Origin of the sequence: Paenibacillus sp. CF384, assembly GCF_900106745.1 — a bacterium.
GTDB lineage: Bacteria > Bacillota > Bacilli > Paenibacillales > Paenibacillaceae > Paenibacillus_Z.
Genome location: NZ_FNNV01000001.1, coordinates 1,102,232 through 1,126,767 on the forward strand (window position 1 = coordinate 1,102,232; position 24,536 = coordinate 1,126,767).

A 24,536-nucleotide genomic window follows, 5' to 3' on the forward strand; every position below is an offset into this window, starting at 1 on the left:
CCAATCGGTATTACGATGCATCGTCCATCCATTGAAATACGAGCCAATCAAATAAGGATCCGGTCACTTTGCCAAGCAACATGGCCATGACCAAACTAACCATGTAGCGGCTTAATCTCATTCGTTTGGCCAAAATCGGAATCACATTCATAACTTCTGTCAGCGCGGCACCGAGCATCCCAACAAATATGCCGTCAAAACTGCCAATAACAACCAATGTCCCTGACCTCGGCAGCATCATCCGCCAATCGAGGAAGTCGGCAAGCGACCAGAATACGGCGCCGCAAACGACAGCCGTTTCGAACCAAATGGACTTTCGGTACGCATAAGCCAGCTGAGCAAGCCTAGGGATCACATCCAGAACAATCAGCAATGCGACAAGCGCACTTCCTACCCCAAGTCCCCCAGCAAAACCGAGTATAGCGACAAATAGATTCGCTGCTGCACTAGCCATCGTCAATCCCCGCTCCCGGCTGCTTTGAAGCAGAGCTGCCCTCACCGGATTCGCTTTTCTTGCGCATTTCATCGGCTATGACGTATGCATTCACATTCTCCTCATACATATAGAGCTCCACCTCGAGCGGATTAGGCTCTTCATTAAATCGTTTGCGAAACAGATGATTGAAGAACACCATCATCCCGATGCCAATCCCAAAGGAGTATGGCACTTGGAACCACAGCGGATGCTCCGATTTCGTACCTGTGACCATCTCCGTGATACGGGAATGGACTTCCTTCATACTGACGTCCGTATGAAAATTCATAATCGCCAAACCGGAGCCAAAGAACAGCAGCAGCCAAGTGACGATGAGAATGACATAACGAGGCTTTCTCGGCGCGTCTGCGACGATGACCAGCACCTGCGGATCCCCGTACGAATCAACCAGCGTTCCTGGTTCTGCTTCTCGGATCAGCTTGACGATTTGGAGCAGATCAATGACGACGCGGTTGCCGTCCTTCCTTGAATGACGGTGAAGAACGAGCGACGTAAGCCTGCTTTCCAGCTCAGCATCGCTTGAGAATAAGCGGGCGGCATGACCCAGCGTCACGTGCTCGCCCGGACGTATGCCAATCCGCTTGCGTAGGCGCAAATACAAGTTGGGCTGCATGTCAGCGTTCATGCCGGCACCCCCTTTCCAGTCGGAATTTCCTTGTTAGTATGATTAAAGGAGGGGCAGGATAATCGGAACAAACACAGCAAAAAAAGCCAAATTGCCCTTTTGGACAATTTGACTTTAGTCAGCCGCATTCATTGCGCAATTTGATTGCGAATGAGCTGCAATATTTTTTTCTCAAGCCGGGATACCTGCACCTGCGAGATACCGAGCCTCGAGGCGACCTCCGACTGGGTTTGGTCTCGATAGTATCTGAGAAATACGATGAGCCGCTCCCGCTCCGACAAACCGCCGATCGCTTCGTTCAGCGCCAGCTTATCGAACCATCGCTCTTGGGATTCGTCAGCAATCTGATCCATCAGCGTAATGGGATCACCGTCGTTCTCGAATACCGTCTCGTGAATAGACGTTGGCGGCTTATTCGCTTCCTGTGCGAAGACGACATCCTCCGGCGTGATCCCGAGCCGTTCCGCCACTTCCTTAATCGTGGGAAGACGACCCAGCACCTTAGACAGCTCATCCTTGGTCTTGCGCACTTTATTGGCCGTCTCTTTCAACGAGCGGCTAACCTTTAATGTGCCGTCATCCCGAAGGAAGCGCTGAATTTCGCCGATAATCATCGGCACCGCATAGGTGGAAAATTTCACCTCATAGGAGAGATCGAACTTATCGACAGATTTAAGCAAGCCGATGCAGCCGATCTGGAACAAATCTTCCGGTTCATAGCCTCGCCCCATAAACCGCTGAACTACGGACCATACGAGCCGGATGTTGCATTGCACGAGCGTATCGCGCGCGAGCGTGTCTCCCGATTGACTAAGCGCAATGAGCCGCTTGACCTCGGAGTCATCCAAATAAGGCTGCGCCGTTTGTTTCATATCGACATCCATGCGGTCCAACCCCTATGCGCCTAATTAAAAAGCGCTTTTTTCGATTCAATGCGCTTTGTCATCGCGATCGACGTTCCGTTGCCCGGCTCGCTGTACACATCGAAGCCATCCATGAAGTTCTCCATAATCGTAAAGCCCATTCCGGAGCGCTCCATTTCCGGTTTGGAGGTATAAAGAGGCTGGCGCGCAAGGTCCAGATCTTCAATGCCTCTGCCCTTGTCATGGACGGTAAGCTTCACGATATCGCCGTCAATGAAGCCTTCGATCGTAACGACACCGTTTGGATCGCCGTCATAGCCGTGAATAATCGCATTGGTTACCGCTTCGGAGATAGCCGTCTTCAGATCATTCAATTCTTCCATTGTCGGGTCCAGTTGAGATACGAAAGCCGCAACCGCAACACGCGCGAACGCTTCATTCTCCGAACGTGCGGAGAACGACAGTGTCATCTCATTTCTTCCGTTCATGAAACGACCTCCAAACTTGTGAGCGCGAGCCGCTCGTTCTCGTGAATCGGCAATATTTTGAACAATCCCGACAGCTCGAACAGTCGATAGACGCTCTGATTCACGTCGCAAACGACCATCTTGCCGCCTCTGGCCTTAAGCTGCTTATACCGGCCGAGAATAACGCCAAGTCCTGAGCTGTCCATGAACTGCAGATCCTTCAGGCTGAGAATGATATGGGCGCTGTTGCCATGCAGAATCGCTTCTTCCATCTTGAACCGGACAACATCTGCGGTATGGTGATCAAGCTCGCCCCGCAGTCTAACGATCAGTACATTTCGATAATGCTCCAATTCAATCTGAAGGCTCATACTGTTGTTCACTCCTAACGATTATTGCCCTGCTATTGCGGAGCACAAGCTATCCACCTGCGACTCTAAGACAAGCGTCGATGGATAAGTTAGTGTTGAACAAGCAATTCTACGCCTCAGCTTTCATTTCCTGCCCCCCGACAAAACTAGAAGCAGAGCGCTAGAAGCAGACAAATACCGCGCCGAAGCACAGTCTGCAAACGACAAAATTACTTAAATAAACTGCCGCAAGACCGTTTAAACAACGTCCACCAGCCGGCCCGCTCCACAGTAGCAGGGGAATCCACAGCGAACTCGGTCAGTACTTGGTCGCCTTGGAATACGATCAACTTCCCGATGGGGTCGTTAATGGTCACAGGCGCCTTAAGCGGATTAAGCTGCAGCTGGTAACGGATATCCTTCACCGAGCTGCCTTTCTTCAGGAGCACGCTATAGGAATGCTTCGCCGTCAGTTTCAATTCCGGCATTACGCCTTTCTCGACAGGTACAACGCCCATCGCGTCGCCTTTCTGGAAGATCGTATGGTTCATATATTGCGCGAACGAGAAGTCGAACATTTGGGAAACTTCGGCATTGCGCGTTTTCGTATTCGGCTCTCCCATCACGACTGCGATTACACGCAAATTGTCACGGCGGGCAGTAGCAGTTAAGCAGAATTTCGCTTCGCTGGTAAACCCGGTTTTGAGGCCATCCGCTCCTGTATAGAAACGGACAAGCTTATTGGTATTGACCAGCCAGAACGGTTTCTCGCTGGATTTACGCAAGTAATCCTGATACAGCCCTGTATATTTCGTTATTTCGGAATGCTTCAGCAGCTCTCTCGACATCACCGCAATGTCATGGGCAGATGAGTAATGATCAGTGGCTGGCAGCCCGTTACAATTGTTAAAATGGGTATTCTTCAGGCCAAGCTCGGCAGCGCGTTTATTCATCATGTCGACAAAAGCGGCTTCCGTTCCGGCGATTTTCTCTGCCATGGCAACAGAAGCATCATTGCCAGATGCAAGCGCTATGCCCTTCAGCATCTCATCGACACTCATTTGCTCGCCCGGCTCTAGGAAAATTTGCGAGCCTCCCATCGAAGCGGCATAATCACTCGTGGCGACTTTGTCCGTCAGCTTGATGCGGCCTTCGTCCAGCGACTCCATGATGAGCAGCATCGTCATGACCTTCGTGATGCTGGCTGGCGGCAAAGCGGCATGGCTGTTCTTCTCATAAATAATCGTCCCGCTGTCTGCGTCCATAAGAATGGCGGAGCGGGCAGATGGTGCCAGATCCGCAGCGGCAGCAGGTGCCGCATTCGGCGCCGCTCCTTCTTTGGCGAAGGCTGCGGCAGGTGCCGATAGAACGAATATCGCCGTTAAACTGATGGCGAACAATTTCTTCCATTTGATAATCATAGGTTGTTCTCCTCCTGAATGATGCCCGCGGCATAGCTATGGCCGCAAATCGGCTAATATCTCCTTCCTAGTGTGGACGAGTGAACAGCAAAATATTCCATTTCATAGCGTGAAAATCAAAATGATCATGCAAAAAAGCGGCTATTCAGGATAAAATCCCGAATAGCCGCTCTAGTATTCCGACTTGCTCCTCATTACAACCGCTGTACGCCCTGCTCTGTCACTACGGACAGCAGAAGCGGCGATGGTGCTACCTGCTCGCTGCTGAACGTGTACGCTTGCTGTACACGTTTGACGACCTCACGGACAGAAGCGTTATCCTCACGTACGTGAAGCAGTGCAAGCGCATCGCCTTGCTTCACCTTATCGCCGACTTTACGCTGCATCACGACGCCCACTGCATAATCGATGACCGATTCTTTCGTGGCACGACCTGCACCAAGCAGCATCGCAGCAAGTCCAAGTTCTTCTGCTTGAATGGCCAACACATATCCATCCTGCTCAGCGGGCACTTCAAGCACAATCGGTGCCTGCGGCAGCAATGACCGATCTTCAGCCACCTGCGGATTACCGCCCTGTGCGGCCACGAAGACCTTAAACTTCTCCAGAGCTGCTCCGGAAGACAGGCGATCCCGCAGCATCGACTCCGCCTCCGCCAGATTGCTCGCTTGTCCGCCGAGTACAACCATATGAGAGCTGAGCGCCAAACATAGGGCAGTCAAATCCTCTGGCCCTCTGCCGTGCAGCGTATCAATGGCCTCCTGTACTTCAAGCGCATTGCCGATCGCATAACCAAGCGGCTGATCCATATCGCTGATCAATGCCGCCGTCTTTCTGCCGACCTCGGTTCCGATCGCAACCATCGCTTTGGCTAATTCTTCGGAATCCTCCAGCGTCTTCATGAAAGCGCCGCTGCCTGTTTTTACATCAAGCACGATTGCATCCGCACCGGCTGCGATCTTCTTGCTCATGACCGAGCTCGCAATTAGCGGTATGGACTCGACGGTTGCCGTTACGTCGCGCAGCGCATAGAGCTTCTTGTCAGCAGGCGTCATATTCCCGCTCTGACCGACAATCGCAAGACCGATATCGTTCATCTGCGCGATAAATTCCTCGCTCGTCAGCTCCGTGCGGAACCCTGCCATCGCTTCCATTTTGTCGATCGTACCGCCTGTGTGCCCAAGTCCGCGACCTGACATCTTGGCTACCGGAACACCGCATGATGCAACAAGGGGGCCGACGATCAGACTTGTTTTGTCACCAACACCGCCAGTGCTGTGTTTATCTACTTTAATGCCGTGAATCGGAGTCAGATCGACTTGATCGCCCGATTCTGCCATAGCCATCGTCAAGTTAGCCGTTTCTTCCGCGTTCATACCGCGAAAAAAAACAGCCATAGCCCAGGCGGAAAGCTGATAATCCGGGATGTCGCCTTGGCTATAGCCTTGTATAAGAAATGACAGCTCGTCCTTAGACAGCACTCCGCCATTTCGTTTTTTTTGAATAATATCGACTGCTCGCAAGCGGATGAGCCTCCTTATGTATTAACCATGTACGTTACTTGCTTAGGTTCATCTTTGGGCACTCGACGATTTACATTTCTCTGCCTGCACTTTGACAATTAGTTGGTCAAGCGTTTGGCTGAGCTGAATCACATCACGGTGAAGAAACGTTTCCTTCCGCATTGCAGCCGCCACCAATTGTCCTCGCAGTCGTTCCAATCGTTGATAACTGTGATTGTCCATGGAAATCAATTCCCCGCTTTATTGTGTACTATCTGTCACGGACATTATACGACGACAAGCGGACAAAGAATGTCATAATCAGTCGAGGCCATTGTTACATTTTTGTTACAGCCTACATCAGTGGAATAATGCCGTTTACTAGGCCGAGAAACCTGGATTTTACACGTTCCGTCGTTTCCATGACTTCATCATGCGACAGCGGCTGATCCAAAATACCCGAAGCCATGTTGCTGATACAGGAAATGCCGAGCACTTCAATGCCGGAATGACTTGCGGCAATAACCTCGGATACCGTCGACATGCCGACAGCATCTGCTCCTAATATACGCATCATGCGAATTTCTGCAGGCGTCTCGTAAGAGGGTCCAAGCACCGCAATATACACGCCTTCTTGCAGAGAGAACCCTTGATCCAAGGCCACATCTCTAGCCAGCTCGCGCAAACGTTTGCTGTAAGGCTGCGACATATCCGGGAAACGAACGCCGAGCTCCTTGTCATTAGGTCCCACCAACGGGTTGTGTCCTTGGAAGTTAATGTGATCGCTGATAAGCATGAGATCGCCCGGATTGAAGGTCGTGTTAACGCCGCCTGCGGCATTCGTAACCACAAGCTTCGAAGCGCCGATTGCTTTCATTACGCGTACGGGGAAAGCGGTCAGATCAGGACCATAGCCTTCATACAGGTGGAAACGTCCACGCATGAGGACAACCGGACGACTGCAAAGCTTCCCGATCATCAGCTCGCCTGCATGTCCTTCTACGGTTGAGATCGGAAAATGTGGGATTTCATGATAAGGAATCACGACAGCCTCTTCGATATAATCGCCCAGGATTCCAAGACCTGAGCCCATGATAAGGCCAACCTCAGGTTTAATGGAAATTTTGGCGTTAATGTAGGCTGCCGCTTCTTGAATATGGGATGCATTGAGTGTGTTCACGTTGATGAACCTCCTATAGTTGTAGTCGACTTGCAGTCGTTGCGTATTCTAGTTAAGCTCATTCAAAAATGACACACCATGATCAGGACGCGTCACATCGAAATTGTCGGCAATGGTGGCTGCGATGTCAGCGAAGGTGGAACGAATGCCAAGCGAACCCGGCGTCTTCAATGCCGGACCGAATACCAACAAGGGCACATACTCTCTCGTATGGTCGGTACCGGAATAGGTCGGATCGTTGCCATGATCCGCGGTCACGATGAGCAAATCCCTCTCCCCAAGCCGCTTCGTTAACTCCGGCACACTGCGGTCGAACGCTTCAAGCGCACCGGCGTATCCTTGCGGGTCGCGACGATGGCCATAAAGCGAATCGAAATCGACCAGATTCGTGAAGAGCATGCCTTTGAACGGCTTATCGAGCGCGGCGATCGTCTTATTGACGCCATCCTCGTTGCTCTTCGTATGAAGGGCCTCCGTAATGCCTTCGCTGACGAATATATCATCGATCTTGCCAACGGCTATGACGTCGAATCCGCCGTCCTTCAGCGCATTCAGTACGGTAGGCGCCGGCGGCTTCACCGCGTAATCATGCCGATTCGTCGTTCGTTTGAAGGAACCCGGCTTGCCCACGAAAGGCCTTGCAATCACACGCCCAACGGCGTACCGCTCGTCCAGCGTGAGTTCACGTGCGATTTCGCAGGCACGGTACAGCTCCTCCAGTGGAATAATGTCTTCGTTCGCTGCTATTTGGAAGACGCTGTCCGCACTCGTATAGACGATCCATTTGCCAGTGTTCAGCTGCTCTTCGCCCAGCTCGTCCATAATATCCGTGCCGCTGGCCGACTTGTTGCCAAGCACGCCGCGGCCTGTACGAGCCTCAAACTCGCTCAGCAGATCATCAGGGAAACCGTCCGGGAACGTCCGGAATGGCACGGTCACCTTCAAGCCTGCGATTTCCCAGTGGCCGGTCATCGTATCTTTGCCCACGGAAACCTCGGCCATTTTGCCATAGTAGGCTAATGCGTCTGCTTCCGTCTTCCAGCTGCCAAGGGGAGCGATTCGATCCAGTCCCCAGCTGCGAAGATGGGGCATCTGAAGCGCCGGCACCTCTTGCAAAATGTGACCCAGCGTATGGGAGCCTGCATCGCCGAATGCCGGCGCATCCGGAAGCTCACCGATCCCGACGCTGTCGAGCACGATAACTGTAATACGGTCAAACTTCATAGCGTGATCACTCCGAATTCGTTTGTTTACTTCTAGCCCGCGGATGTGCCAGGTTGTACACCTCTTTAATGCGCGGCTTGGTCACCTGCACGTACACCTGGGTTGTGGTAATATCGGCATGGCCGAGCATTTCTTGCACGGCACGTAAATCTGCGCCGTTCTCCAGCAGATGAGCGGCGAAGGAATGCCGCAGCGTATGCGGCGTCATTTCGCCTTCGATGCCCGCTTCTGCAGCGTATTTCTTCAGGATTTTCCAGAAGCCTTGCCGGGTCATTCTGGCCCCTTGTTGATTGACAAACAAAGCGGTTTCATTATTCTTGAGCAGCTTCGCGCGCACCTGTTCCAGATAATGGGTGAGAGCATCTGTCGCCACGCTGCCAAGCGGAATGATCCGCTCCTTGGTTGCCGAACCGATGCAACGAATGAAGCCCATGGACAGGTTAATATGCTCAACATCTAAAGAGATAAGTTCAGATACGCGGATCCCCGTTGCATAGAGTACCTCCAGCATGGCAAGATCGCGAATGCCGGCATTCGTTTCGGGATCCGGCGCGGCGAGCAGCCTCTCCACATCCGTGATCGTGACGATTTTGGGCAGCCGTTTCTCTTGCTTCGGCATTTCCAAATGGATCGACGGATCGCTCAGCATGTGCCGCTGCATAATTAAATAGTGAAAAAAAGCACGTATCGAGACCATATGTCTGGAAACAGTCGCAACCGCCCGTCCCTGCTGCTTCAGCTGAAGCATGTAGAGAGAGAGGTGGTGTTTCTGTATGCCGTCCACAACCGAGATGCCCTGACTCTCCGCATAATCCAGAAATAAGGACAAATCCCGTTCATAGGATGACAATGTATTGGCAGACAGCCTCCGCCCTTCCTGTAAATACTGAATAAATGTTCGCAGATGCACTCTCATGGGTCGTTCCTTTCCCGGATAAACAGCTTCAACAGGTATCCCTGCTATATTCCACAAAGCCGCTTAATCTCCTGCCAAAGGAAGCCAAATCACCTGCATCCTATTCGCCATACCAGTAAAATAACCGAAGCTTGTCATAAATGCTGCTTGCATCCACCTGAAACGGTTCCTCGTTAAACACCTTCAACGCCTGGCCCTGCGGTACGCGGTAGGGGTCCTCAGGCGTTATCCAAACGGCGATAAACCTGCAGCCGCCATACATCGTAATTGTGAGGAAACAGAGCAGCAGCATAAAAATTATCCGTCTCAGCCACCTTCGAACCGACACGACCATCGCGAAAACCCCTTTTCCTAAGACGAAGAATGGGCAGCCTTTCCCTCTATATACGGGCAAATGGTTGTCCTTTACAACACCTTATGAGCCGGGACGATGAATCATGCATAGGCGCCTAGCTAGCTTAGTTTATCGAAAGGCACGCTTTCGAGCAATTGACTCATGCTGATATACGGCATATTCACAGCCTCGGCTACTTGTGGATGAGTAACGCGGCCTTTGTACGTGTTCACACCTTTACGAAGCGGCTCGTTAGCTCGCACTGCTTCCTCTAAGCCCTTACTGGCAAGCTCCAGCGCATAAGGCATAGTTACGTTCGTAAGTGCTAGTGTAGAGGTCCGTGGAACGGCTCCGGGCATATTGGCAACCGCATAATGGAGAACACCATGTTTCTCGTAGACAGGATCTTTATGTGTCGTTACACGGTCAATTGTCGCAATCGTTCCCCCTTGGTCAACGGCAACATCCACGATGACGGCACCTTTCTTCATCGTCTTGACCATTTCTTCGGTGACCAAATGAGGTGCTCTGGCACCTGGAATCAGAACGGCTCCAATCAAGAGGTCTGCCTTCTTCACTGCGCTCGCAATATTGTAGGGGTTCGACATTAAGGTGCGAATGCGGCCTTCAAACACCTCATCGATATATCGCATCCGATCCGCGCTACGCTCCAAGATCACGACGCTTGCTCCCATTCCAAGGGCAATCCGAGCAGCATTCGTACCCACGATACCGCCGCCAAGAATGATGACTTCCGCAGGAGGAACACCCGGTACGCCGCCCAGCAATATGCCGCGGCCTCCGTAGAAGGCTTCCAGGAATTGCGACCCAACTTGTACGGCCATCCTCCCTGCTACCTCGCTCATCGGCGTGAGCAGCGGCAAGCTGCCGTTCGGCATCTGAATCGTTTCATAAGCAACCCCCGAAACATCCTTTTCAATGAGCGCTTTCGTCAGATCCGGTGCTGCGGCTAAATGCAAGTAGGTGAACAGCAGCAGTCCTTCGCGGAAATAACCGAATTCCTCCGGCAGCGGCTCCTTCACTTTCATAATCATTCCGGCCTTTGCCCATACTTCCTTTGCTGTCGGCAAGATGGCGGCCCCTTCTGCTACATAAGCTTCATCTGTAAAGCTGCTTCCTTCACCGGCACCGCTTTCGACCACGACCTCGTGTCCGGCAGCCTTCAGCATTCCCGCTCCTGCTGGGGTAAGCGCAACTCGATACTCGCTTGCTTTGATTTCTTTCGGCACGCCGATAATCATATGCATCTCCCTCTCCGTCTCCTTGATTCTTCATATGCAGGCAGAGGACGGGTTGACAGTCCTCCCTGATACTTTCTCTCGCGGAACGGAAAATATGTACCCGTGTATCAGCATCTACCCATGCCCTTGTACGAATGTCTCCATACACTGGAGTATTGGTTCCTGCACCGATTGGGAGTTCAGTCTATCGTTAAAGGAGGAGCATCTTTTGCCAAATGTTGAACGGCTGCTGCTCAGCTGCTCAAAAGGCAGATCATCAGGCCATACTACGCGTAAGTTAATCGGATTTAAATCGCAATCGCAGTATACGCAATGTCTTAAGGAGCTTGCCAAATACGGCATACGACCGGTGAAGAGCATTCGCCGCAACCGCGTCATTTGCTGTCACGTCGACAGCCGCCGTACCCAGCAGCTGCAATCGCTAGCCGAACATCCGAATGTCAGCTACGTCGAACCCGATTTCAAGCTCCATGCACATGGTTTCGAGACGAAGCCCAGGCTGAAGAACTCGAAGGTCCGCATTAGCGCCAAAGCTTCTCTCTCCACGAGAACGAGAACTAACTCGCGAACGCATGCCGCAAGGAAAGCAAAGCTGCACTCGGATACGTCCTCAAGCAATTTAGGCTGGAATCTCTCGCAAATTGAAGCGAATAAGGTATGGTCATCCACGAAAGGCAAAGGCGCAGGAATCGCCATTATCGATACAGGCATTGCCAAACATTCCGACCTCCGCATCTACGGCGGCGTCAATACGATGGGCGGGTCTTCCTACAAAGACGACAATGGCCATGGTACGCATGTAGCAGGCATCGCGGCGGCAATCGGTGCGAACGGGATCATTCAGGGCGTAGCGCCACGTGCGAGGCTGTACGCCGTCAAAGCTCTGGATGCCAGCGGCGCCGGCTATGTGTCCGACATTATTAAAGGAATCGACTGGTGCATCAGCAAGAAGATTCCCATCATCAATATGAGCCTCGGACTGGAAGGCGAAACGAGCAGCGCGCTGAAGGAAGCCGTACAGCGGGCAAGACAAAACGGCATTATTGTCGTTGCCTCAGCGGGAAACAGCGGAACAAGCACTGGCCGCATTGATCAGCCTGCCCGGTATTCATCGGCACTCGCAGTTGCTGCTTCTACACGCAATGGGAAGGTCGCCAATTATAGCAGCCGCGGTTACGGCATCGATGTCACCGCACCGGGCAGCTATATTAAATCAACATCACTGGGCGGCGGTTATCAAGTGTTATCCGGCACGAGCATGTCCAGCCCGCACGTGGCAGGCGGCGTTGCGCTGCTGAAATCACTTGATCCCTCTATTGGACCTTCGACGATCACGAAGCGGCTGCGCGCTTCAGCGAAACGAATCTCGAACTACTCCTATAAAGCGCAAGGGTATGGGATTATGCAGCTCGCAGGAGCAGCTGCTAGTTCCTCCACCGATCAATCGACTGAAGCGGCAGCTCGCAAATCCAAATCCGGTCATAAGTCCAGAAGGAAGAGATCCTAATAGGTCCGGATATCAAGTAATCATAGAAACGCGCACAAAAAACTCCCTTTGACAGTGTTGCTCAGCATGAGTGCTGAGAACACTGCAGAAGGGAGTGTTTAGTTTTCGACCTTTAGCGCATCGTTCTTCGCTTTGCAATTGACGCATATGCCTTGAAAATCAAGGCGATGGTCCAGAACCGTAAACCCATATTCCCGCTCAAGTCGCTCTTCGAGCGGCCCCAGCCAATCTTCCAATATTTCACTCATGGTGCCGCATTGCACGCAGATAAGGTGATGATGATGATGTTTGTTGTTGTCTGCCCGCAAATCGTAACGAGCAACGCCATCCCCAAAATTCATCTTCTCCACAACATGCAGCTCGCTCAGCAGCTCCAATGTCCGATATACGGTTGCTAATCCTATCTCAGGCGCGATGTCCTTAACGAGCATGAACACGTCTTCCGCGCTAAGATGATCCTCTTCGTTCTCCAGAAGCACACGAACTGTAGCTTCTCGCTGTGGGGTCAGCTTGTACCCCTGCGACTGCAGCTGTTGCTTAATCTTATCAATCCGGGATTCCATGGCTTCCCCCCTCATACCTGACTTGTGCCATCATCACGGAATCGGTTTGCTTTTATTATAGGTGTACATTACGAACAAAGTCAATTCTTTTTAGAATCATTACAATCCAGCGCTAACGCCGACGATTAGCGGAGCGGCCCATTTCAGCAGCATCGGCGTGACATAACACTCTATCGCCGCGGCTCCAAGAATGATCAGCAGCATCATGGCAGCGCTCGACGTAAACGTAACCAAGGGCTGGCTTAACGTTCCGAAACGACCTAAGAGGCGGTTCTTCACCACGTAGAGACCGAATGAAATGGCTGACACACTCAGGATGAGAAAGGCAGGAACTGCCAGCAAGTTCGGCGGTGCGACGGATGCCAGCGAGAAGATCAGACCTTTCCACGCAAACTGCCTCACCAGCGTTCCTATCGCAAAACCAACCAACACGCCTTTCAGAAAATCAAGCGCCAGTACAAGCGGCATCCCTACGACGGTGAGTCCCAGCACCCAGATGAGTATCATCCACTTGGCATGGAACCATGCCCGATCCCAGAACGAGTCATTGCCGCTCTGTAAGACGCCTTCTTGGATATGATGGATGAATTGCTGCACATCCCCGGCTAAATTCTGCTGTTGATCCAAGGTCAACGCATTTACGAGCAGAGCGCCGAACACGACCCCTACGACAAATAAAACAGACACGAACACATAAAGCGTCAGCTGGTCCTTCATATTCGGCTGAAGCACGGATGATCGCATGGCATATCCCCCTAAACCCAGATGGTTCAGTGTATGTCCAAGCCTCCGCCGCTATGACGGTCCCCTTATTGCTTACGGTTTGCGACTTTGCCGTAATTCCCTCCACCGCCCGCTTGCAGCTTCAATGAGCCATTGCGTGCTTCCGCGATAATCGCTGCCGCCGATTCGCCTGCGATAACAGCAATTGCCTCTATGGGTGCATCATGAAGAATGTTCATTTCCGTAGCAAACTGATCCAGCAGCTTGGACAATGTCTTCGGACCGATGCCCGGGATAAATTCGAGCGGCACTTGATAGATATAGCGAGGACGAGACTGGGGAACATGCGGTTCGCTTCGACCCGCCTTTGCCCCAAGCTCCATGATCCGGTCCCATACACCTCGTACTTGCTTCAGGCTGCCGCATTGCAAGCATCGCTGCGCATCCTGCGTATCCTCGGCGAGGGAACCGCAGTTCATACAATACGTGCGATGGTATTTGCCGAGGACGGGATTTAGCCCGTAATTCGCCTTGATTGCCCGCCCTTCAGCGCCTTCGAGCGCAAGCTTCAGCTCCTGAAAGGACGGCTCTTGAAGATGCAATTCATTATATTCGCGGCCGATCTTGGATAAGGAATGTGCATCTGAATTCGTCAGGAACGGGAGTGTATCGAGCTCGGGAATAAGTCCCGCCATCTCGCTGTCTGAGCTTAATCCCAGCTCAACGGCGTCTACAAGCAACGGATCGAGTGTATCTTGAAGCTGATCGGAGCAGCTGCCGAATAAGCTCTTGTGAGGCGTGAAAATATGCGCAGGAATGAACAGCCCTCCTCGTCCCTTCACTTCTGCTTGCAGCTCTCGGGATGGCACATATAACCGCTGGGAGCTGAGCTGCACATTGCGCATCGAACGGGACATCCACTTCGTGAATGATTGCATTTCTGCAAAGTCCGGCAGATAGATCAAATGATGAGCCGTGCCGAAGCCGGCATCGCGAACCTCGATTTCGGATCCAAGGAGAATGGTCGTATCCCGGTAGCGAATGCCTCCACCGCTAATTTGGGTCATTTCTCCGGAGTCCAGCAAGGACTCGATATCACGCTGAACGCCGGGAGAGTGGCAGTCGATCACGCCGAGCAGTCCGATGCCTTTGCGAACCGCCGCCTCATAGGCGATGTTACGGAAGGTTAGATCTTTACTACCGCTAATCTTAACCGGCTCTCCCTGCTCCGTCCGCCCGATATGCAGATGAAGATCGGCAAATACGCGGCTCAGCTTCCCTTCTTGTCCGGCCGCTTTCACAGTGGTCACCTCTAAATCTCTCCTGTAAGCCTGTAGATATGCCATGCATAGACGGCTAGAATCGTCTTCGCATCGCTGATCCGCTCTTCTTTCATATACTGCTGGGCCTGCTCGAACGTAATCGCTTCAACCGCCAGAAACTCATCCTCATCCGGCGCGCTTTCGCCTTTGACAAGGTCCTCTGCGAGATACACGTACAGCTTCTCATCGGCAAATCCCGGCGAAGTATAGAACGCGCTCAGTGGGCGAAGCTTGCCTGCGCGATACCCCGTTTCCTCTTCCAGCTCCCGCGCTGCAGCTGCCATCGGATCTTCACCGGCATCCAGCTTGCCCGCCGGAATCTCGATTTGGAACTTCTCCATTGGCTTGCGATATTGCTCGACGACGAGCATTTTATCATCGATTAGCGCCAGAACGGCCGCTGCACCGGGATGTCTGACAATTTCGCGCGTGGCCGTTTTACCGTCAGGCAGCTCTATCGTATCCACCTGCAGCGAAATGATTTTCCCATCGAAAATCGGTTCCGTCTTGATTGTTCTCTCGCGGAATTGATCGGTTTTCTCTAACATTTGTCATCGGCTCCTTTAATGGCAATTCGGCAAATCAGTTGGCATATGTTCTATGACTCTCTCATATCTATCTATCAGTATAGCAAAAGGGGAGATCATTCATGAAACAATACACGGGTAAAAGCTCCATGAAACTTGTCGGCAAAGCTTGGGAAATCCGTCACCAGCTGAAGCTGTTAGCCAAAGCGAGCACGAAGACAAGCCCATCGGACGGCAAATCCGGACGGACGCTCGGTGAATATTTGCAATCGTCTCAATAAGATAAGGGCAAATACACGCTCACTAACAATAGAAAGGGTTGCCGCCGTAGATTACTCTACAGCCGGCAACCCTTATTCATATAGGCAAAGCTTATTCCTTCAGCTCCGCAGCCTGTTCGATAATCGAAACGACCAGCTCAGCCGTTTTCACTAAATCTTCTGCCTTAATTTGCTCATTGGTCGTATGGATATGCTCATACCCGATTGCAAGATTCACAGTCGGCACGCCATGTCCGTTGAATATATTCGCATCGCTTCCGCCGCCGGAGTGAAACAGCTTCGGCGTTCTGCCGATCTTCACAATTGCAGCCTTCGCAAGCTCCACGACCGGGTCTCCGTCCGTAAAGTTAAATGCCGGATAGATCAGTTTGCTCTCAAACTCCGCTTTCGCGCCGAACTCGCTCGCTACCGCCAGAACGGTTTCACGCATCGCTTCAACCTGCTTGTCGAGCTTATCCTGCACGATGCTGCGCGCTTCCGCGTCCAGCTTCACGAAATCACAGACGATATTCGTTGCGCCGCCGCCTTCGAAACGTCCGATGTTCGCCGTGGTTTCGTGATCGATTCTACCAAGGGACATGCGCGAAATCGCTTTACCCGCCACTTGGATCGCGCTGATGCCATCCTCCGGATTAACGCCGGCATGTGCCGATTTACCGTGAATCTTGATCGTGATCTTCGCTTGTGACGGCGCAGCAACGGCAATATCGCCAATCGGACCATTGGAATCCAGCGCATAGCCGAACTTCGCTTTGAGCCTCTTGCTGTCGATTGCAGCCGCTCCTACAAGTCCGCTCTCTTCTCCAACCGTAATGACAAGCTGAATAGGACCATGAGGAAGATTCTGTTCCTTAATGACACGAATCGCTTCGAACATCGCGGCAAGTCCCGCCTTATCATCCGCTCCGAGAATCGTCGTTCCATCACTTCTTATGTAGCCGTCTGCATCAAGGCGCGGTTTAATGCCTTTGCCCGGCACTACCGTATCCATGTGGGAGGTAAAGAAAATCGTCGGTGCCTGCTCACTGCCGTTTGCTTCAAGCATCGCGAACAAATTGCCTGCTCCGTGACCGGTGATGCTTGCCGCATCGTCTTCTTCAACAGAGAAGCCAAGCTCTTTCAGTTTTCCTGTAAGTACATCACAAATTTCACGTTCATATTTCGTTTCGCTGTCTACCTGGACAAGCGCCATAAATTCATCAATTATTCGCTCGTTATTAATCATCGCGGCTTTCCTCCGTTCATTGATTTCGTTTACAATAGACTTAGACTTGTACATTCCCCATACGAAAGGAGCATGCTCGCGTGCGTCCCAACCGATTGATGAAAATATTCATCTGGCTGCTCATCGCTTCAATGCTGATCTCTACTTTACTGATTAGCATCGGCTGGATCTTCGAATAGTCCGTTTTCTTCTTCTACTTCACAACCAAATTGTTTGCAGAAATGCGGCAGCAGTTCTCTTGCCGCTTGTTCCACACTTAGGTTAATGCCTGTTACATCAGCGAAGGAAGTAACCGCATATTCCTGAATGCCGCAAGGAATGATGCCTCGAAATCCATCCTGCGCAATGCCTGCTTTAATATTCAGCGCAAACCCATGGCTCGTCACGAAACCGCGGCGAGTCCTTGCTTTGTTAAACTTCACGCCGATTGCCGCGATCTTCGCATCGCCTACCCAAACACCGGTATATTCCGACTTCCGATTCGTTTCAATTCCATAACCGGCGAGCCAGTCCATGATTGCCTGCTCCAGCTGTCGCAAGTAACCGTGCAAATCAAGCCCTGCTCCATCCAGATAAAGCAGCGGGTAACCAACAAGTTGCCCCGGCCCATGATACGTAATATCCCCGCCGCGGTCAATTTGAAACACGCCGATGCCGCGAGCAGCCAATTCTTCTTCCGAATAGAGCAAATGCTCGGGATGACGCTGCGAGCCGATCGTATAGGTCGGCGGATGCTGAAGAAGGAGCAGCGTTTCGCGTCGCTCCTCCTTGTCGATTTGTTTGACGTATGCCTTCTGTAAATCCCATGCTTCGGCATAGCCGAGCATGGGCGTATAGTGAACATCGATCGCTTTCACGTTCGTTGTCATAACATGTAAGCCCCGTTTCAATACAGCTTCGTTTCTAAATTGAAGCTTTCCAAATTTTCTTTCACCCGCTGTAAGAACCGTCCACAAATGACGCCGTCCAGAATCCGGTGATCCAACGACAAACAAATATTCGCCATCGAACGAACGGCAATCATATCGTTAATGACGACAGGACGTTTCACGATGGATTCGCAGGTTACGATTGCGGCTTGCGGATAGTTAATGATCGGGTAGGACAAGATCGATCCGAACGACCCCGTATTATTAACGGTGAACGTTCCGCCTTCCATATCTGCAAGCGTTAGCTTGCCTTCACGCGTTTTGCGAGCCAGATCTTCGATTTCCCGAGCGAGGCCGGCGATATTCTTCTGATCGGCATTCTTAATGACAGGTACTTTAACCGCATCTTCCGTACCCACCGCAAGGCCGATATGAATATCGCGCTTCACGATGATTTTGTCAACGGCCCAAACCGAATTCATGATCGGGAAGTCTTTGATCGCGTTAACGACGGCTTTCACCCAGAATGCGAGATAAGTAAGGTTCACGCCTTCGCGTTTCTTGAAGTCATCCTTCAACTTGTTGCGCAGGGAGACGAGGTTGGTCACATCCACTTCCATCATCATCCAAGCATGCGGAATTTCCGTGACGCTCTGGCGCATGTTACGGGCAATGGCATTACGAACAGGCGTAACATCGATAAAATATTCGCTTCTGCCCGGCACTTGCTGCCCTTGCACTTCAACACCGGGAATGCGCGGCGTTTCGGACAAATGAAGTCCCGAAGAACGAACCTGCTCTCCGCCGCTCTTATTCGGCTGCGGTGTTTGTTGGGTACTGCCTACAATTCCGGCTGCCATTCCAGTCGCTCTGGCACCGCGTCCAGACTCCACGAAAGCAAGCACATCTTTGCGTGTGATCCGTCCTCCAAGCCCTGTTCCTTCAATCGCAGACAGGTTCACGTTATGTTCAGCCGCAAGAGATTGAACCGCAGGCGAGTAACGGTAGCGCATATGATCATTGCCATCGGCTCCGGCTTCAGCCGCCGCGCCTTGAGCACGAACAGCGGCACGATCGTTGTTTCGGGCAGGAGCTGCGGGGGTACTTACGCTGCCTCCGTTAGGTGTAGCAGTTGGGGCAGCAGTACCCGCTCCCTCTTCATGAACCTCGATCAGGCAAAGTGGCGTGCCCACAGGTACGGTTTCGCCTGCACCGACTAATATTCGAATCAGCGTCCCTTGAATGGTCGCGGGTAGTTCTGCATTTACTTTGTCCGTAAGAATTTCACAGATCGGCTCATACATCTCGATTGAATCGCCAGGCTGCTTGAGCCATTTGTCGATCGTTGCGGAGACAAGCGATTCTGCGAGCTGTGGCATGACGACTTCCGTCAATTTCTTCATTCCGACCACTCCTAAATGTTTTGCGAAGCGACTTCGATTCTAGAATAACGCCAGTTTCTTCATCGCTTCTTTCACTTTATCTTTATTCAACATAAAGAATTTCTCGCCCGGTGGATTAATCGGCATTGCCGGAACGTCCGGCCCGCATAAACGCATAATCGGAGCATCCAGCTCATACAGCATTTCTTCTGCAATGATAGCTGATACTTCTGCGCCAATGCCGCCGAATTTATTATCTTCATGAATAATGAGCACTTTACCAGTACGACGGGCAGCTTCCAGAACGCCTTCTTTATCAAGCGGCTGGAGTGTACGCAAGTCGAGTACATGAGTGGAGACGCCTTCTTCTGCAAGCTCCTCTGCTGCTTCGAGCACGAAGTGAAGCGGAAGACTGTAGCTAATGACCGTAATGTCGTCGCCTTCGCGAAGGACGTTGGACTCTCCGATCGGCACGATATAATCGCCTTCCGGAACATCACCGTTTACTAGCTTATAGCATTTCTTATTTTCAAAATAGATAACCGGGTCCGGATCGCGAACAGCTGCTTTCAGAAGACCTTTCGCATCGTACGCCGTGTAAGGCGCTACAATCTTAAGACCCGGTGTTCCGAAGAACACCGACTCCGGACATTGAGAGTGATACAAGCCGCCGAAGATACCGCCGCCGATTGGCGCACGGATGACAAGCGGGCATGTCCAGTCATTATTGGAGCGATAACGGATCTTGGCCGCTTCGCTAATAATTTGATTCGTAGCCGGGAACATAAAGTCCGAATATTGCATCTCGGCAATAGGCTTCATGCCATACATAGCCGCACCAATAGCAGCGCCGACAATGGCGGATTCCGCAAGCGGCGTATCCAGTACGCGCTCTTCGCCGAACTGGCCGATCAGCCCTTTCGTCGTCGTGAACACGCCGCCTTTGTGGCCAACATCCTCGCCGAGCACGAACACATCCTCGTCGCGTTCCATTTCTTCTTTCATGGCCAAGCGGATCGCATCAATATAGTCCATTTTCGGCATGTTAGCGTCCTCCTTCGCCATGATCTTCGGCGTATACATGTTTCAATATATCTTCAGGTTCCGGGAAGGCTGATTGATCTCCATAGGAGGTCGCATCATCCAGAGCCGCTTTAATCTGCTGCATTAAGGCCGCGTCGCGCTCTTCATCCCATATTCCGCTGTCGATCAAATACTGCTTGAACTTCGGCAAGCCGTCTTTGTCGCGATGCGAATCGACTTCTTCCTTTGTCCGGTAAGCAAGATCCTCATCCGATGTGGAATGCGGGGATAAGCGATACATAACGGCCTCTACCAGAGTTGGACCTTCGCCGTTAGCCGCACGTTCACGTGCTTCTTTAACGACACGGTACACTTCAAGCGGGTCGTTGCCGTCTACGCTATAACCAGGGAAACCGTATCCAAGGGCACGGTCAGCGATTTTTCCGCCTATTTGTTTATGAATCGGCACCGAAATCGCATATTGATTGTTCTCGCACATGAAAATAACCGGCAGCTTATGCACTCCGGCAAAGTTGGCACCCTCGTGGAAATCTCCTTGATTACTGGAGCCGTCTCCAAAGGTAACGAAAGATACGAAATCTTGCTTCTTCATCTTGGCTGCCAGTGCAAAACCGACTGCATGAGGGACTTGCGTTGTAACAGGGCTTGAGCCCGTCACGATGCGCAGACGCTTCGAACCGAAGTGTCCCGGCATTTGGCGACCGCCGCTGTTAGGATCTGCCGCTTTGGAGAATAGGGAAAGCATAAGCTCGCGCAAAGTCATACCTACTGCAAGCACAAATGCGTAGTCGCGATAATAAGGCAAATAGTAATCTTGATTCCGATCGAGTGCAAAAGCTGCGCCTACCTGTGCGGCTTCTTGACCGATACCGGATACGTGGAATTTGATTTTGCCTGCCCGTTGAAGCAGCAGACAGCGCTCATCATACCGACGAGCGGTTGTCATTAGCGTGTACATTTCAATGGCTTGATCGTCCGTTAGCCCTAGTGCGGCATGTTTGGTTTGCTGCACGGCAGATTCGGATTGTGTCATGAGGGATGCCCTCCTTTTAGCTGCTATTATAACCAGGTACTAAGACTTGCCTATACCCATTATAACCGACTTTTACCGAAAAAGAAATGCTCCATCCACTGCTGCCAAAAGCGTTGTTGCTTACTATATAAAGATGCAGCTCCGACCTAAAATGCCAATGAATTACCATTAACTGCCAGCATGGCTTCGCCCAGCACTTCGGATAGCGTTGGATGCGGATGAATGACCTGGCCCACTTCCCAAGGGGTCGCATTAAGCAGCATAGCAAGCGACGCTTCAGACAATAAATCTGTTGCATGAGGTCCGATAAGATGTACGCCTAGTACGTCATTGGTTTTGGCATCTGCAATGACTTTCGCGAATCCATCTGTCTCACCCAGTACATGCGCCTTGCCAATGGCTTGGAACGGAACTTTGCCGACTTTGATATCATGCCCTTGTTTGCGTGCTTCGTCTTCCGTCAGTCCGATGGAAGCCAGCTCCGGCTTGGAATAGATCGCTCTTGGCACGCGGGAGTGATCCGGCGCTAGCTCCTTGCCGCCAAGCATATGGTCTACAGCCACAATAGCTTCATGGGCTGCCGCATGAGCCAGCTGCAAGCCGCCGTTCACATCGCCGATCGCATAAATATGAGGTTCATTCGTTTGAAAAAACCCGTTGACGCGGATAACGCCTTTCTCCACGCGGACGTCTGTATTTTCGAGTCCGATCTCCTCTACGTTCGCTTGACGACCAACGGAAACAAGCAGCCGCTCTGCATTCAGGATTACCGGGCCATCTGCTGTATCTGCTGTGATGGAGGCTTGTCCGTCCTTATAGGTATACGTATCAAGTTTCAGTTGAATACCTGTCAATATACGTACGCCTCTGCGGCGCAGCTGCTTCGTAAGCTCTGCAGATGCTTCAACATCTTCACCTGGCAGCAGCCGGGATGCCGCTTCGATCAATGTCACCTCGACTCCGAAGTCGATGAGCATCGATGCCCACTCCACACCAATGACGCCGCCTCCCACGATCAAGATGGATTGCGGAAGCTCGTCCATCGTCAATGCTTCATCGCTTGACATGATCTCGCCTTGTTTCGGTTCCAGACCCGGCAGCGAACGCGGACGTGAGCCCGTTGCGATAATCAGATTCGTCGGAACGATCGTTTCCATTTCACCATCCGGGAGTTCCACCGCTACACTTCCGCTCTTCGGCGAGAAGATGGAAGGACCGATTACTCTGCCGCTGCCCTGCATGACGGTGATGTTATGCTTGCGCATCAGATATTGAAGCCCTTTGTACAGTCCTTCAACAGTGTTTTCTTTGCGCTGTTGTACTTTAGGGAAATCCAGCGAGATGGCTCCCTCAGTCACAAGAATGCCATATGTATCAGCCTTACGCATCGTAGCGTACACTTCTGCACTACGAAGCAGCGCTTTACTTGGAATACAACCTTTATGTAAACAGGTTCCTCCCAGCTTCTCTCGCTCCACCACGATCACTTTCTTCCCTGCTTGCGCTGCTCGGATCGCTGCTGTATATCCTGCAATGCCACCGCCGATTATGGCCAAATCGCATTGAATCGTCATAGGTGATGCTCCTCTCCAGATCTAAAAGCCGTTACATATGACTATTGTACCTTTTTTCAAAGCTCCTTGAAACTGCCACAAGGGATGAAATGGACAGCCTCCCTTGAAAAAGGTATGATTAAAGCATTATTGTCGTTGTTTCTGTACAGGAGGATTTATTCGCATGAAGCAAGTTACTATTCGTTTAATTGCCGTTTTATTGCTCGTTATTCCGGGAATCGCCGCAACTTATGGATTTCTTCTTATGAAGGATGCAATCTTTCATTATTTCTCATCCTTCGGCGACGATGCCGCTGTCCATAATTTTGAATGGTGGACCTTTATTCTTGGCATGGTCCTGTTCCTGCTTGGAGTCGGGTTTATCGGAGGCTGGACCTTCTTCCGCGACCGCAAACGCAATTATGTCTCGTCCCGCTTTCGTGAGAAGCGGCCTCGTCCGCCTCGGCCGGGCGTTTAATTGAAGTCAAACTGCATCATAAAGTAGCAAGGGCGAGCCCTCCAGTGATGGAGATGCTCGCCCTTTCCTGTTATAGAATCTTATCTACAATCCCGTACGCCACCGCATCCTCAGCGCTCATGAAGCAGTCTCTGTCGGAATCTCGTTCGATCTGTTCTTTCGACTGTCCCGTGTGCAGCGCAAGCAATGCATTGATTTTCTCTCGCGTCTTCAAGATCCAACTGGCGTGAATTTGAATGTCGGAAGCCTGCCCTCTTGCACCGCCCAGCGGCTGATGAATCATCACTTCACTGTTGGGAAGAACGTATCGTTTCCCTTTGGCTCCCCCGGCTAACAGAATTGCACCGAAGCTCGCCGCAAACCCTGTACAAATCGTCGAAACCTCCGGTTTAATAAATTGCATCGTATCGAAGATCGAGAATCCCGCCGTTACCGAGCCGCCAGGACTGTTAATGTACAGCTGAATGTCTTTATCCGGATCATCCGCAGCGAGGAAGAGCAGCTGGGCCACAATCGCATTGGCCATTTGATCTTCAATTTCTCCGCTTACCATGACGATGCGGTCTTTGAGCAGCCTGGAATAAATATCATAGCTGCGCTCGCCTCGATTCGTGGATTCCACAATATAAGGCACTAAACTCATAGCCGGAAACCTCCTCATTCGCTGCCGTTAGGCTGCATACATCATGCTAACGGATGAGCGGTTGCCTTGTGACGCGTGAAGCTGACCAATTGCCTGTACCGGATCCATAAGCTGCTCCTCCACGTTAGCGAGCAGCACTAACGCCTGGGCATCGCCTGCGCGAACGGCATGAACATAGGCATATAACTGGCTGTCCTCCACTTTACGCTCCGCCAGGTTTGAGATTTGCGCAAGATCCGAATGCTCTTTGAGCTTTGCAATAGCTGCTCTCGCTCTGTGAAGCGCAGCTTTCACCGCTCCTTCGGACATGGTCAGCTTAGCAGCTACATCATGGCCTTTATAACCGAATACCTCTTTGAGAAGAAACACTGTCCGCTGCAACGGCGATAAATGATAAATCAGCAGCCGCAGCGCATATTCAAGCTCATGCGATTCCCCGAACAAACGGTCGAGCACCGCTTCCTGCTGTTCCAGAACACGTCTGGAGCGTTTCATTCGCCGTGCTTGATCGACTGATATATTCTTCGCAATGCGCAGCAAATAAGCAGTCGGATTCGGATGTTCAAGCGCGCCGTTCATGACCGGCAGCGCTCGTAAACAGGTTTCCTGAACCAAATCGTCTGCATCCCATGTAGAACGCGTGAGCGAAAGGCAGTAGCGGTAAAGCGTAACCCGCATTTCATCGACAGTTGGTTGGATTGTCATCGTGGCACCTCCTCATCTGTTAGCGTAGATTCATGACGTAA

General features: G+C 51.7%; 28 protein-coding genes. 3 read left to right on the forward strand and 25 right to left on the reverse strand.

Features of this window, described 5'->3' with window-relative positions:
• Nucleotides 1-10: 10 nt before the first annotated feature.
• The 13 genes from BLW29_RS05260 to ald form a co-directional block, all read right to left on the reverse strand.
• Entirely contained in the window at nt 11-454 is a 444-nt protein-coding gene (locus tag BLW29_RS05260) for a stage V sporulation protein AB (protein ID WP_090976820.1), read from the reverse strand.
• The gene (locus BLW29_RS05265; protein WP_090976822.1) at nt 447-1,121 is read right to left on the reverse strand and encodes a stage V sporulation protein AA; all 675 of its coding nucleotides are present in this window, start codon (nt 1,119-1,121) and stop codon (nt 447-449) included. Before BLW29_RS05265 ends, BLW29_RS05260 begins: the two co-directional genes overlap by 8 nt.
• Nucleotides 1,122-1,249: 128 nt before the next feature.
• The gene (gene sigF, locus BLW29_RS05270) at nt 1,250-2,005 is read right to left on the reverse strand and encodes an RNA polymerase sporulation sigma factor SigF (protein WP_090976824.1); all 756 of its coding nucleotides are present in this window, start codon (nt 2,003-2,005) and stop codon (nt 1,250-1,252) included.
• A gap of 20 nt (nt 2,006-2,025) precedes the next feature.
• Nucleotides 2,026-2,472 (reverse strand): anti-sigma F factor, encoded by a 447-nt coding sequence (spoIIAB, locus tag BLW29_RS05275; protein WP_090976825.1) that lies wholly within the window; start codon nt 2,470-2,472, stop codon nt 2,026-2,028.
• On the reverse strand, nt 2,469-2,822 hold the full coding sequence (gene spoIIAA, locus BLW29_RS05280; RefSeq protein ID WP_090976827.1) for an anti-sigma F factor antagonist: 354 nt from the start codon (nt 2,820-2,822) through the stop codon (nt 2,469-2,471). The genes spoIIAB and spoIIAA overlap by 4 nt, the downstream gene beginning before the upstream one ends.
• A gap of 209 nt (nt 2,823-3,031) precedes the next feature.
• The gene (locus BLW29_RS05285) at nt 3,032-4,222 is read right to left on the reverse strand and encodes a D-alanyl-D-alanine carboxypeptidase family protein (protein WP_090976829.1); all 1,191 of its coding nucleotides are present in this window, start codon (nt 4,220-4,222) and stop codon (nt 3,032-3,034) included.
• A gap of 194 nt (nt 4,223-4,416) precedes the next feature.
• Nucleotides 4,417-5,745: a pyrimidine-nucleoside phosphorylase gene (locus tag BLW29_RS05290; protein ID WP_090976831.1), complete on the reverse strand. Its 1,329-nt coding sequence runs from the start codon at nt 5,743-5,745 to the stop codon at nt 4,417-4,419.
• A 48-nt stretch (nt 5,746-5,793) separates the two neighbouring features.
• Nucleotides 5,794-5,967, reverse strand: coding sequence for an aspartyl-phosphate phosphatase Spo0E family protein (locus BLW29_RS05295; RefSeq protein WP_090976832.1), 174 nt, complete (start codon nt 5,965-5,967; stop codon nt 5,794-5,796).
• Between the two features lie 112 nt (nt 5,968-6,079).
• Nucleotides 6,080-6,904 carry a purine-nucleoside phosphorylase gene (locus BLW29_RS05300; RefSeq protein WP_371264671.1) on the reverse strand — a complete coding sequence of 275 codons (825 nt, stop codon included), beginning with the start codon at nt 6,902-6,904 and terminating at the stop codon, nt 6,080-6,082.
• A 48-nt stretch (nt 6,905-6,952) separates the two neighbouring features.
• On the reverse strand, nt 6,953-8,128 hold the full coding sequence (locus tag BLW29_RS05305; protein ID WP_090976836.1) for a phosphopentomutase: 1,176 nt from the start codon (nt 8,126-8,128) through the stop codon (nt 6,953-6,955).
• Between the two features lie 7 nt (nt 8,129-8,135).
• Nucleotides 8,136-9,044, reverse strand: a complete 909-nt coding sequence (xerD, locus tag BLW29_RS05310) for a site-specific tyrosine recombinase XerD (RefSeq protein ID WP_090977167.1) — start codon at nt 9,042-9,044, stop codon at nt 8,136-8,138.
• Nucleotides 9,045-9,144: 100 nt separating this feature from the next.
• Nucleotides 9,145-9,378 carry a DUF4227 family protein gene (locus BLW29_RS05315; RefSeq protein ID WP_090976838.1) on the reverse strand — a complete coding sequence of 78 codons (234 nt, stop codon included), beginning with the start codon at nt 9,376-9,378 and terminating at the stop codon, nt 9,145-9,147.
• Nucleotides 9,379-9,497: 119 nt separating this feature from the next.
• Nucleotides 9,498-10,640 (reverse strand): alanine dehydrogenase, encoded by a 1,143-nt coding sequence (gene ald / locus BLW29_RS05320; RefSeq protein ID WP_090977169.1) that lies wholly within the window; start codon nt 10,638-10,640, stop codon nt 9,498-9,500.
• 208 nt (nt 10,641-10,848) lie between these two features.
• Between ald and BLW29_RS05325 the strand changes: the two genes are divergently transcribed.
• Nucleotides 10,849-12,147: a S8 family peptidase gene (locus BLW29_RS05325; protein ID WP_177186490.1), complete on the forward strand. Its 1,299-nt coding sequence runs from the start codon at nt 10,849-10,851 to the stop codon at nt 12,145-12,147.
• A gap of 98 nt (nt 12,148-12,245) precedes the next feature.
• On the opposite strand, the gene BLW29_RS05330 is transcribed toward BLW29_RS05325, so the two are convergent.
• The 4 genes from BLW29_RS05330 to BLW29_RS05345 all read right to left on the reverse strand — a co-directional run bounded on the left by BLW29_RS05330 (nt 12,246) and on the right by BLW29_RS05345 (nt 15,303).
• On the reverse strand, nt 12,246-12,710 hold the full coding sequence (locus BLW29_RS05330; RefSeq protein ID WP_090976842.1) for a ferric iron uptake transcriptional regulator: 465 nt from the start codon (nt 12,708-12,710) through the stop codon (nt 12,246-12,248).
• A 99-nt stretch (nt 12,711-12,809) separates the two neighbouring features.
• On the reverse strand, nt 12,810-13,454 hold the full coding sequence (gene spoIIM / locus BLW29_RS05335) for a stage II sporulation protein M (protein ID WP_090976845.1): 645 nt from the start codon (nt 13,452-13,454) through the stop codon (nt 12,810-12,812).
• 65 nt (nt 13,455-13,519) lie between these two features.
• Nucleotides 13,520-14,743: an endonuclease Q family protein gene (locus BLW29_RS05340; RefSeq protein ID WP_256208351.1), complete on the reverse strand. Its 1,224-nt coding sequence runs from the start codon at nt 14,741-14,743 to the stop codon at nt 13,520-13,522.
• Between the two features lie 2 nt (nt 14,744-14,745).
• Complete coding sequence (locus BLW29_RS05345) at nt 14,746-15,303, reverse strand: NUDIX domain-containing protein (protein ID WP_090976847.1); 558 nt, start codon at nt 15,301-15,303, stop codon at nt 14,746-14,748.
• 101 nt (nt 15,304-15,404) lie between these two features.
• Between BLW29_RS05345 and mciZ the strand changes: the two genes are divergently transcribed.
• Nucleotides 15,405-15,563: a Z-ring formation inhibitor MciZ gene (gene mciZ, locus BLW29_RS05350; protein ID WP_090976849.1), complete on the forward strand. Its 159-nt coding sequence runs from the start codon at nt 15,405-15,407 to the stop codon at nt 15,561-15,563.
• Between the two features lie 91 nt (nt 15,564-15,654).
• Here mciZ and BLW29_RS05355 read toward each other — a convergent pair whose 3' ends face one another.
• From BLW29_RS05355 to lpdA, 6 genes are all read right to left on the reverse strand, one after another.
• Nucleotides 15,655-16,788, reverse strand: a complete 1,134-nt coding sequence (locus BLW29_RS05355) for a M20/M25/M40 family metallo-hydrolase (RefSeq protein ID WP_090976851.1) — start codon at nt 16,786-16,788, stop codon at nt 15,655-15,657.
• A 146-nt stretch (nt 16,789-16,934) separates the two neighbouring features.
• A complete protein-coding gene (lipB, locus tag BLW29_RS05360) occupies nt 16,935-17,657 on the reverse strand; it encodes a lipoyl(octanoyl) transferase LipB (RefSeq protein ID WP_090976854.1) in 723 nt (240 codons plus the stop codon).
• 17 nt (nt 17,658-17,674) lie between these two features.
• Nucleotides 17,675-19,060 (reverse strand): dihydrolipoamide acetyltransferase family protein, encoded by a 1,386-nt coding sequence (locus BLW29_RS05365; protein ID WP_177186491.1) that lies wholly within the window; start codon nt 19,058-19,060, stop codon nt 17,675-17,677.
• A 39-nt stretch (nt 19,061-19,099) separates the two neighbouring features.
• Nucleotides 19,100-20,083, reverse strand: a complete 984-nt coding sequence (locus BLW29_RS05370; protein WP_090976858.1) for an alpha-ketoacid dehydrogenase subunit beta — start codon at nt 20,081-20,083, stop codon at nt 19,100-19,102.
• Between the two features lies 1 nt (nt 20,084).
• A complete protein-coding gene (locus BLW29_RS05375) occupies nt 20,085-21,116 on the reverse strand; it encodes a thiamine pyrophosphate-dependent dehydrogenase E1 component subunit alpha (protein WP_090976860.1) in 1,032 nt (343 codons plus the stop codon).
• A gap of 146 nt (nt 21,117-21,262) precedes the next feature.
• Nucleotides 21,263-22,690 carry a dihydrolipoyl dehydrogenase gene (gene lpdA, locus BLW29_RS05380; protein WP_090976861.1) on the reverse strand — a complete coding sequence of 476 codons (1,428 nt, stop codon included), beginning with the start codon at nt 22,688-22,690 and terminating at the stop codon, nt 21,263-21,265.
• A 163-nt stretch (nt 22,691-22,853) separates the two neighbouring features.
• On the opposite strand from lpdA, the gene BLW29_RS05385 reads away from it, so the two are divergent.
• A complete protein-coding gene (locus tag BLW29_RS05385; RefSeq protein WP_090976863.1) occupies nt 22,854-23,147 on the forward strand; it encodes a DUF2627 domain-containing protein in 294 nt (97 codons plus the stop codon).
• Between the two features lie 70 nt (nt 23,148-23,217).
• Here BLW29_RS05385 and clpP read toward each other — a convergent pair whose 3' ends face one another.
• Both clpP and BLW29_RS05395 read right to left on the reverse strand, forming a co-directional pair.
• Complete coding sequence (gene clpP, locus BLW29_RS05390; protein WP_090976865.1) at nt 23,218-23,790, reverse strand: ATP-dependent Clp endopeptidase proteolytic subunit ClpP; 573 nt, start codon at nt 23,788-23,790, stop codon at nt 23,218-23,220.
• Between the two features lie 27 nt (nt 23,791-23,817).
• Nucleotides 23,818-24,495, reverse strand: coding sequence for an RNA polymerase sigma factor (locus BLW29_RS05395; protein ID WP_090976867.1), 678 nt, complete (start codon nt 24,493-24,495; stop codon nt 23,818-23,820).
• Nucleotides 24,496-24,536 lie beyond the last annotated feature (41 nt).

Excerpts from the sequence above, each read along its gene's own strand:
- BLW29_RS05370 (WP_090976858.1), bottom strand. The coding sequence starts at position 20,083 with ATGCCGAAAATGGACTATATTGATGCGATCCGCTTGGCCATGAAAGAA.
- BLW29_RS05260 (WP_090976820.1), bottom strand. The coding sequence starts at position 454 with ATGGCTAGTGCAGCAGCGAATCTATTTGTCGCTATACTCGGTTTTGCT.
- BLW29_RS05295 (WP_090976832.1), bottom strand. The coding sequence starts at position 5,967 with ATGGACAATCACAGTTATCAACGATTGGAACGACTGCGAGGACAATTG.
- BLW29_RS05305 (WP_090976836.1), bottom strand. The coding sequence starts at position 8,128 with ATGAAGTTTGACCGTATTACAGTTATCGTGCTCGACAGCGTCGGGATC.
- BLW29_RS05265 (WP_090976822.1), bottom strand. The coding sequence starts at position 1,121 with ATGAACGCTGACATGCAGCCCAACTTGTATTTGCGCCTACGCAAGCGG.
- BLW29_RS05395 (WP_090976867.1), bottom strand. The coding sequence starts at position 24,495 with ATGACAATCCAACCAACTGTCGATGAAATGCGGGTTACGCTTTACCGC.
- xerD (WP_090977167.1), bottom strand. The coding sequence starts at position 9,044 with ATGAGAGTGCATCTGCGAACATTTATTCAGTATTTACAGGAAGGGCGG.
- sigF (WP_090976824.1), bottom strand. The coding sequence starts at position 2,005 with ATGGATGTCGATATGAAACAAACGGCGCAGCCTTATTTGGATGACTCC.
- mciZ (WP_090976849.1), top strand. The coding sequence starts at position 15,405 with ATGAAACAATACACGGGTAAAAGCTCCATGAAACTTGTCGGCAAAGCT.
- BLW29_RS05385 (WP_090976863.1), top strand. The coding sequence starts at position 22,854 with ATGAAGCAAGTTACTATTCGTTTAATTGCCGTTTTATTGCTCGTTATT.
- lpdA (WP_090976861.1), bottom strand. The coding sequence starts at position 22,690 with ATGACGATTCAATGCGATTTGGCCATAATCGGCGGTGGCATTGCAGGA.
- spoIIAA (WP_090976827.1), bottom strand. The coding sequence starts at position 2,822 with ATGAGCCTTCAGATTGAATTGGAGCATTATCGAAATGTACTGATCGTT.
- lipB (WP_090976854.1), bottom strand. The coding sequence starts at position 17,657 with ATGACAACGAACGTGAAAGCGATCGATGTTCACTATACGCCCATGCTC.
- ald (WP_090977169.1), bottom strand. The coding sequence starts at position 10,640 with ATGATTATCGGCGTGCCGAAAGAAATCAAAGCAAGCGAGTATCGAGTT.
- spoIIAB (WP_090976825.1), bottom strand. The coding sequence starts at position 2,472 with ATGAACGGAAGAAATGAGATGACACTGTCGTTCTCCGCACGTTCGGAG.
- BLW29_RS05365 (WP_177186491.1), bottom strand. The coding sequence starts at position 19,060 with ATGAAGAAATTGACGGAAGTCGTCATGCCACAGCTCGCAGAATCGCTT.
- BLW29_RS05285 (WP_090976829.1), bottom strand. The coding sequence starts at position 4,222 with ATGATTATCAAATGGAAGAAATTGTTCGCCATCAGTTTAACGGCGATA.
- BLW29_RS05315 (WP_090976838.1), bottom strand. The coding sequence starts at position 9,378 with ATGGTCGTGTCGGTTCGAAGGTGGCTGAGACGGATAATTTTTATGCTG.
- BLW29_RS05355 (WP_090976851.1), bottom strand. The coding sequence starts at position 16,788 with ATGATTAATAACGAGCGAATAATTGATGAATTTATGGCGCTTGTCCAG.
- BLW29_RS05375 (WP_090976860.1), bottom strand. The coding sequence starts at position 21,116 with ATGACACAATCCGAATCTGCCGTGCAGCAAACCAAACATGCCGCACTA.
- BLW29_RS05330 (WP_090976842.1), bottom strand. The coding sequence starts at position 12,710 with ATGGAATCCCGGATTGATAAGATTAAGCAACAGCTGCAGTCGCAGGGG.
- BLW29_RS05345 (WP_090976847.1), bottom strand. The coding sequence starts at position 15,303 with ATGTTAGAGAAAACCGATCAATTCCGCGAGAGAACAATCAAGACGGAA.
- clpP (WP_090976865.1), bottom strand. The coding sequence starts at position 23,790 with ATGAGTTTAGTGCCTTATATTGTGGAATCCACGAATCGAGGCGAGCGC.
- spoIIM (WP_090976845.1), bottom strand. The coding sequence starts at position 13,454 with ATGCGATCATCCGTGCTTCAGCCGAATATGAAGGACCAGCTGACGCTT.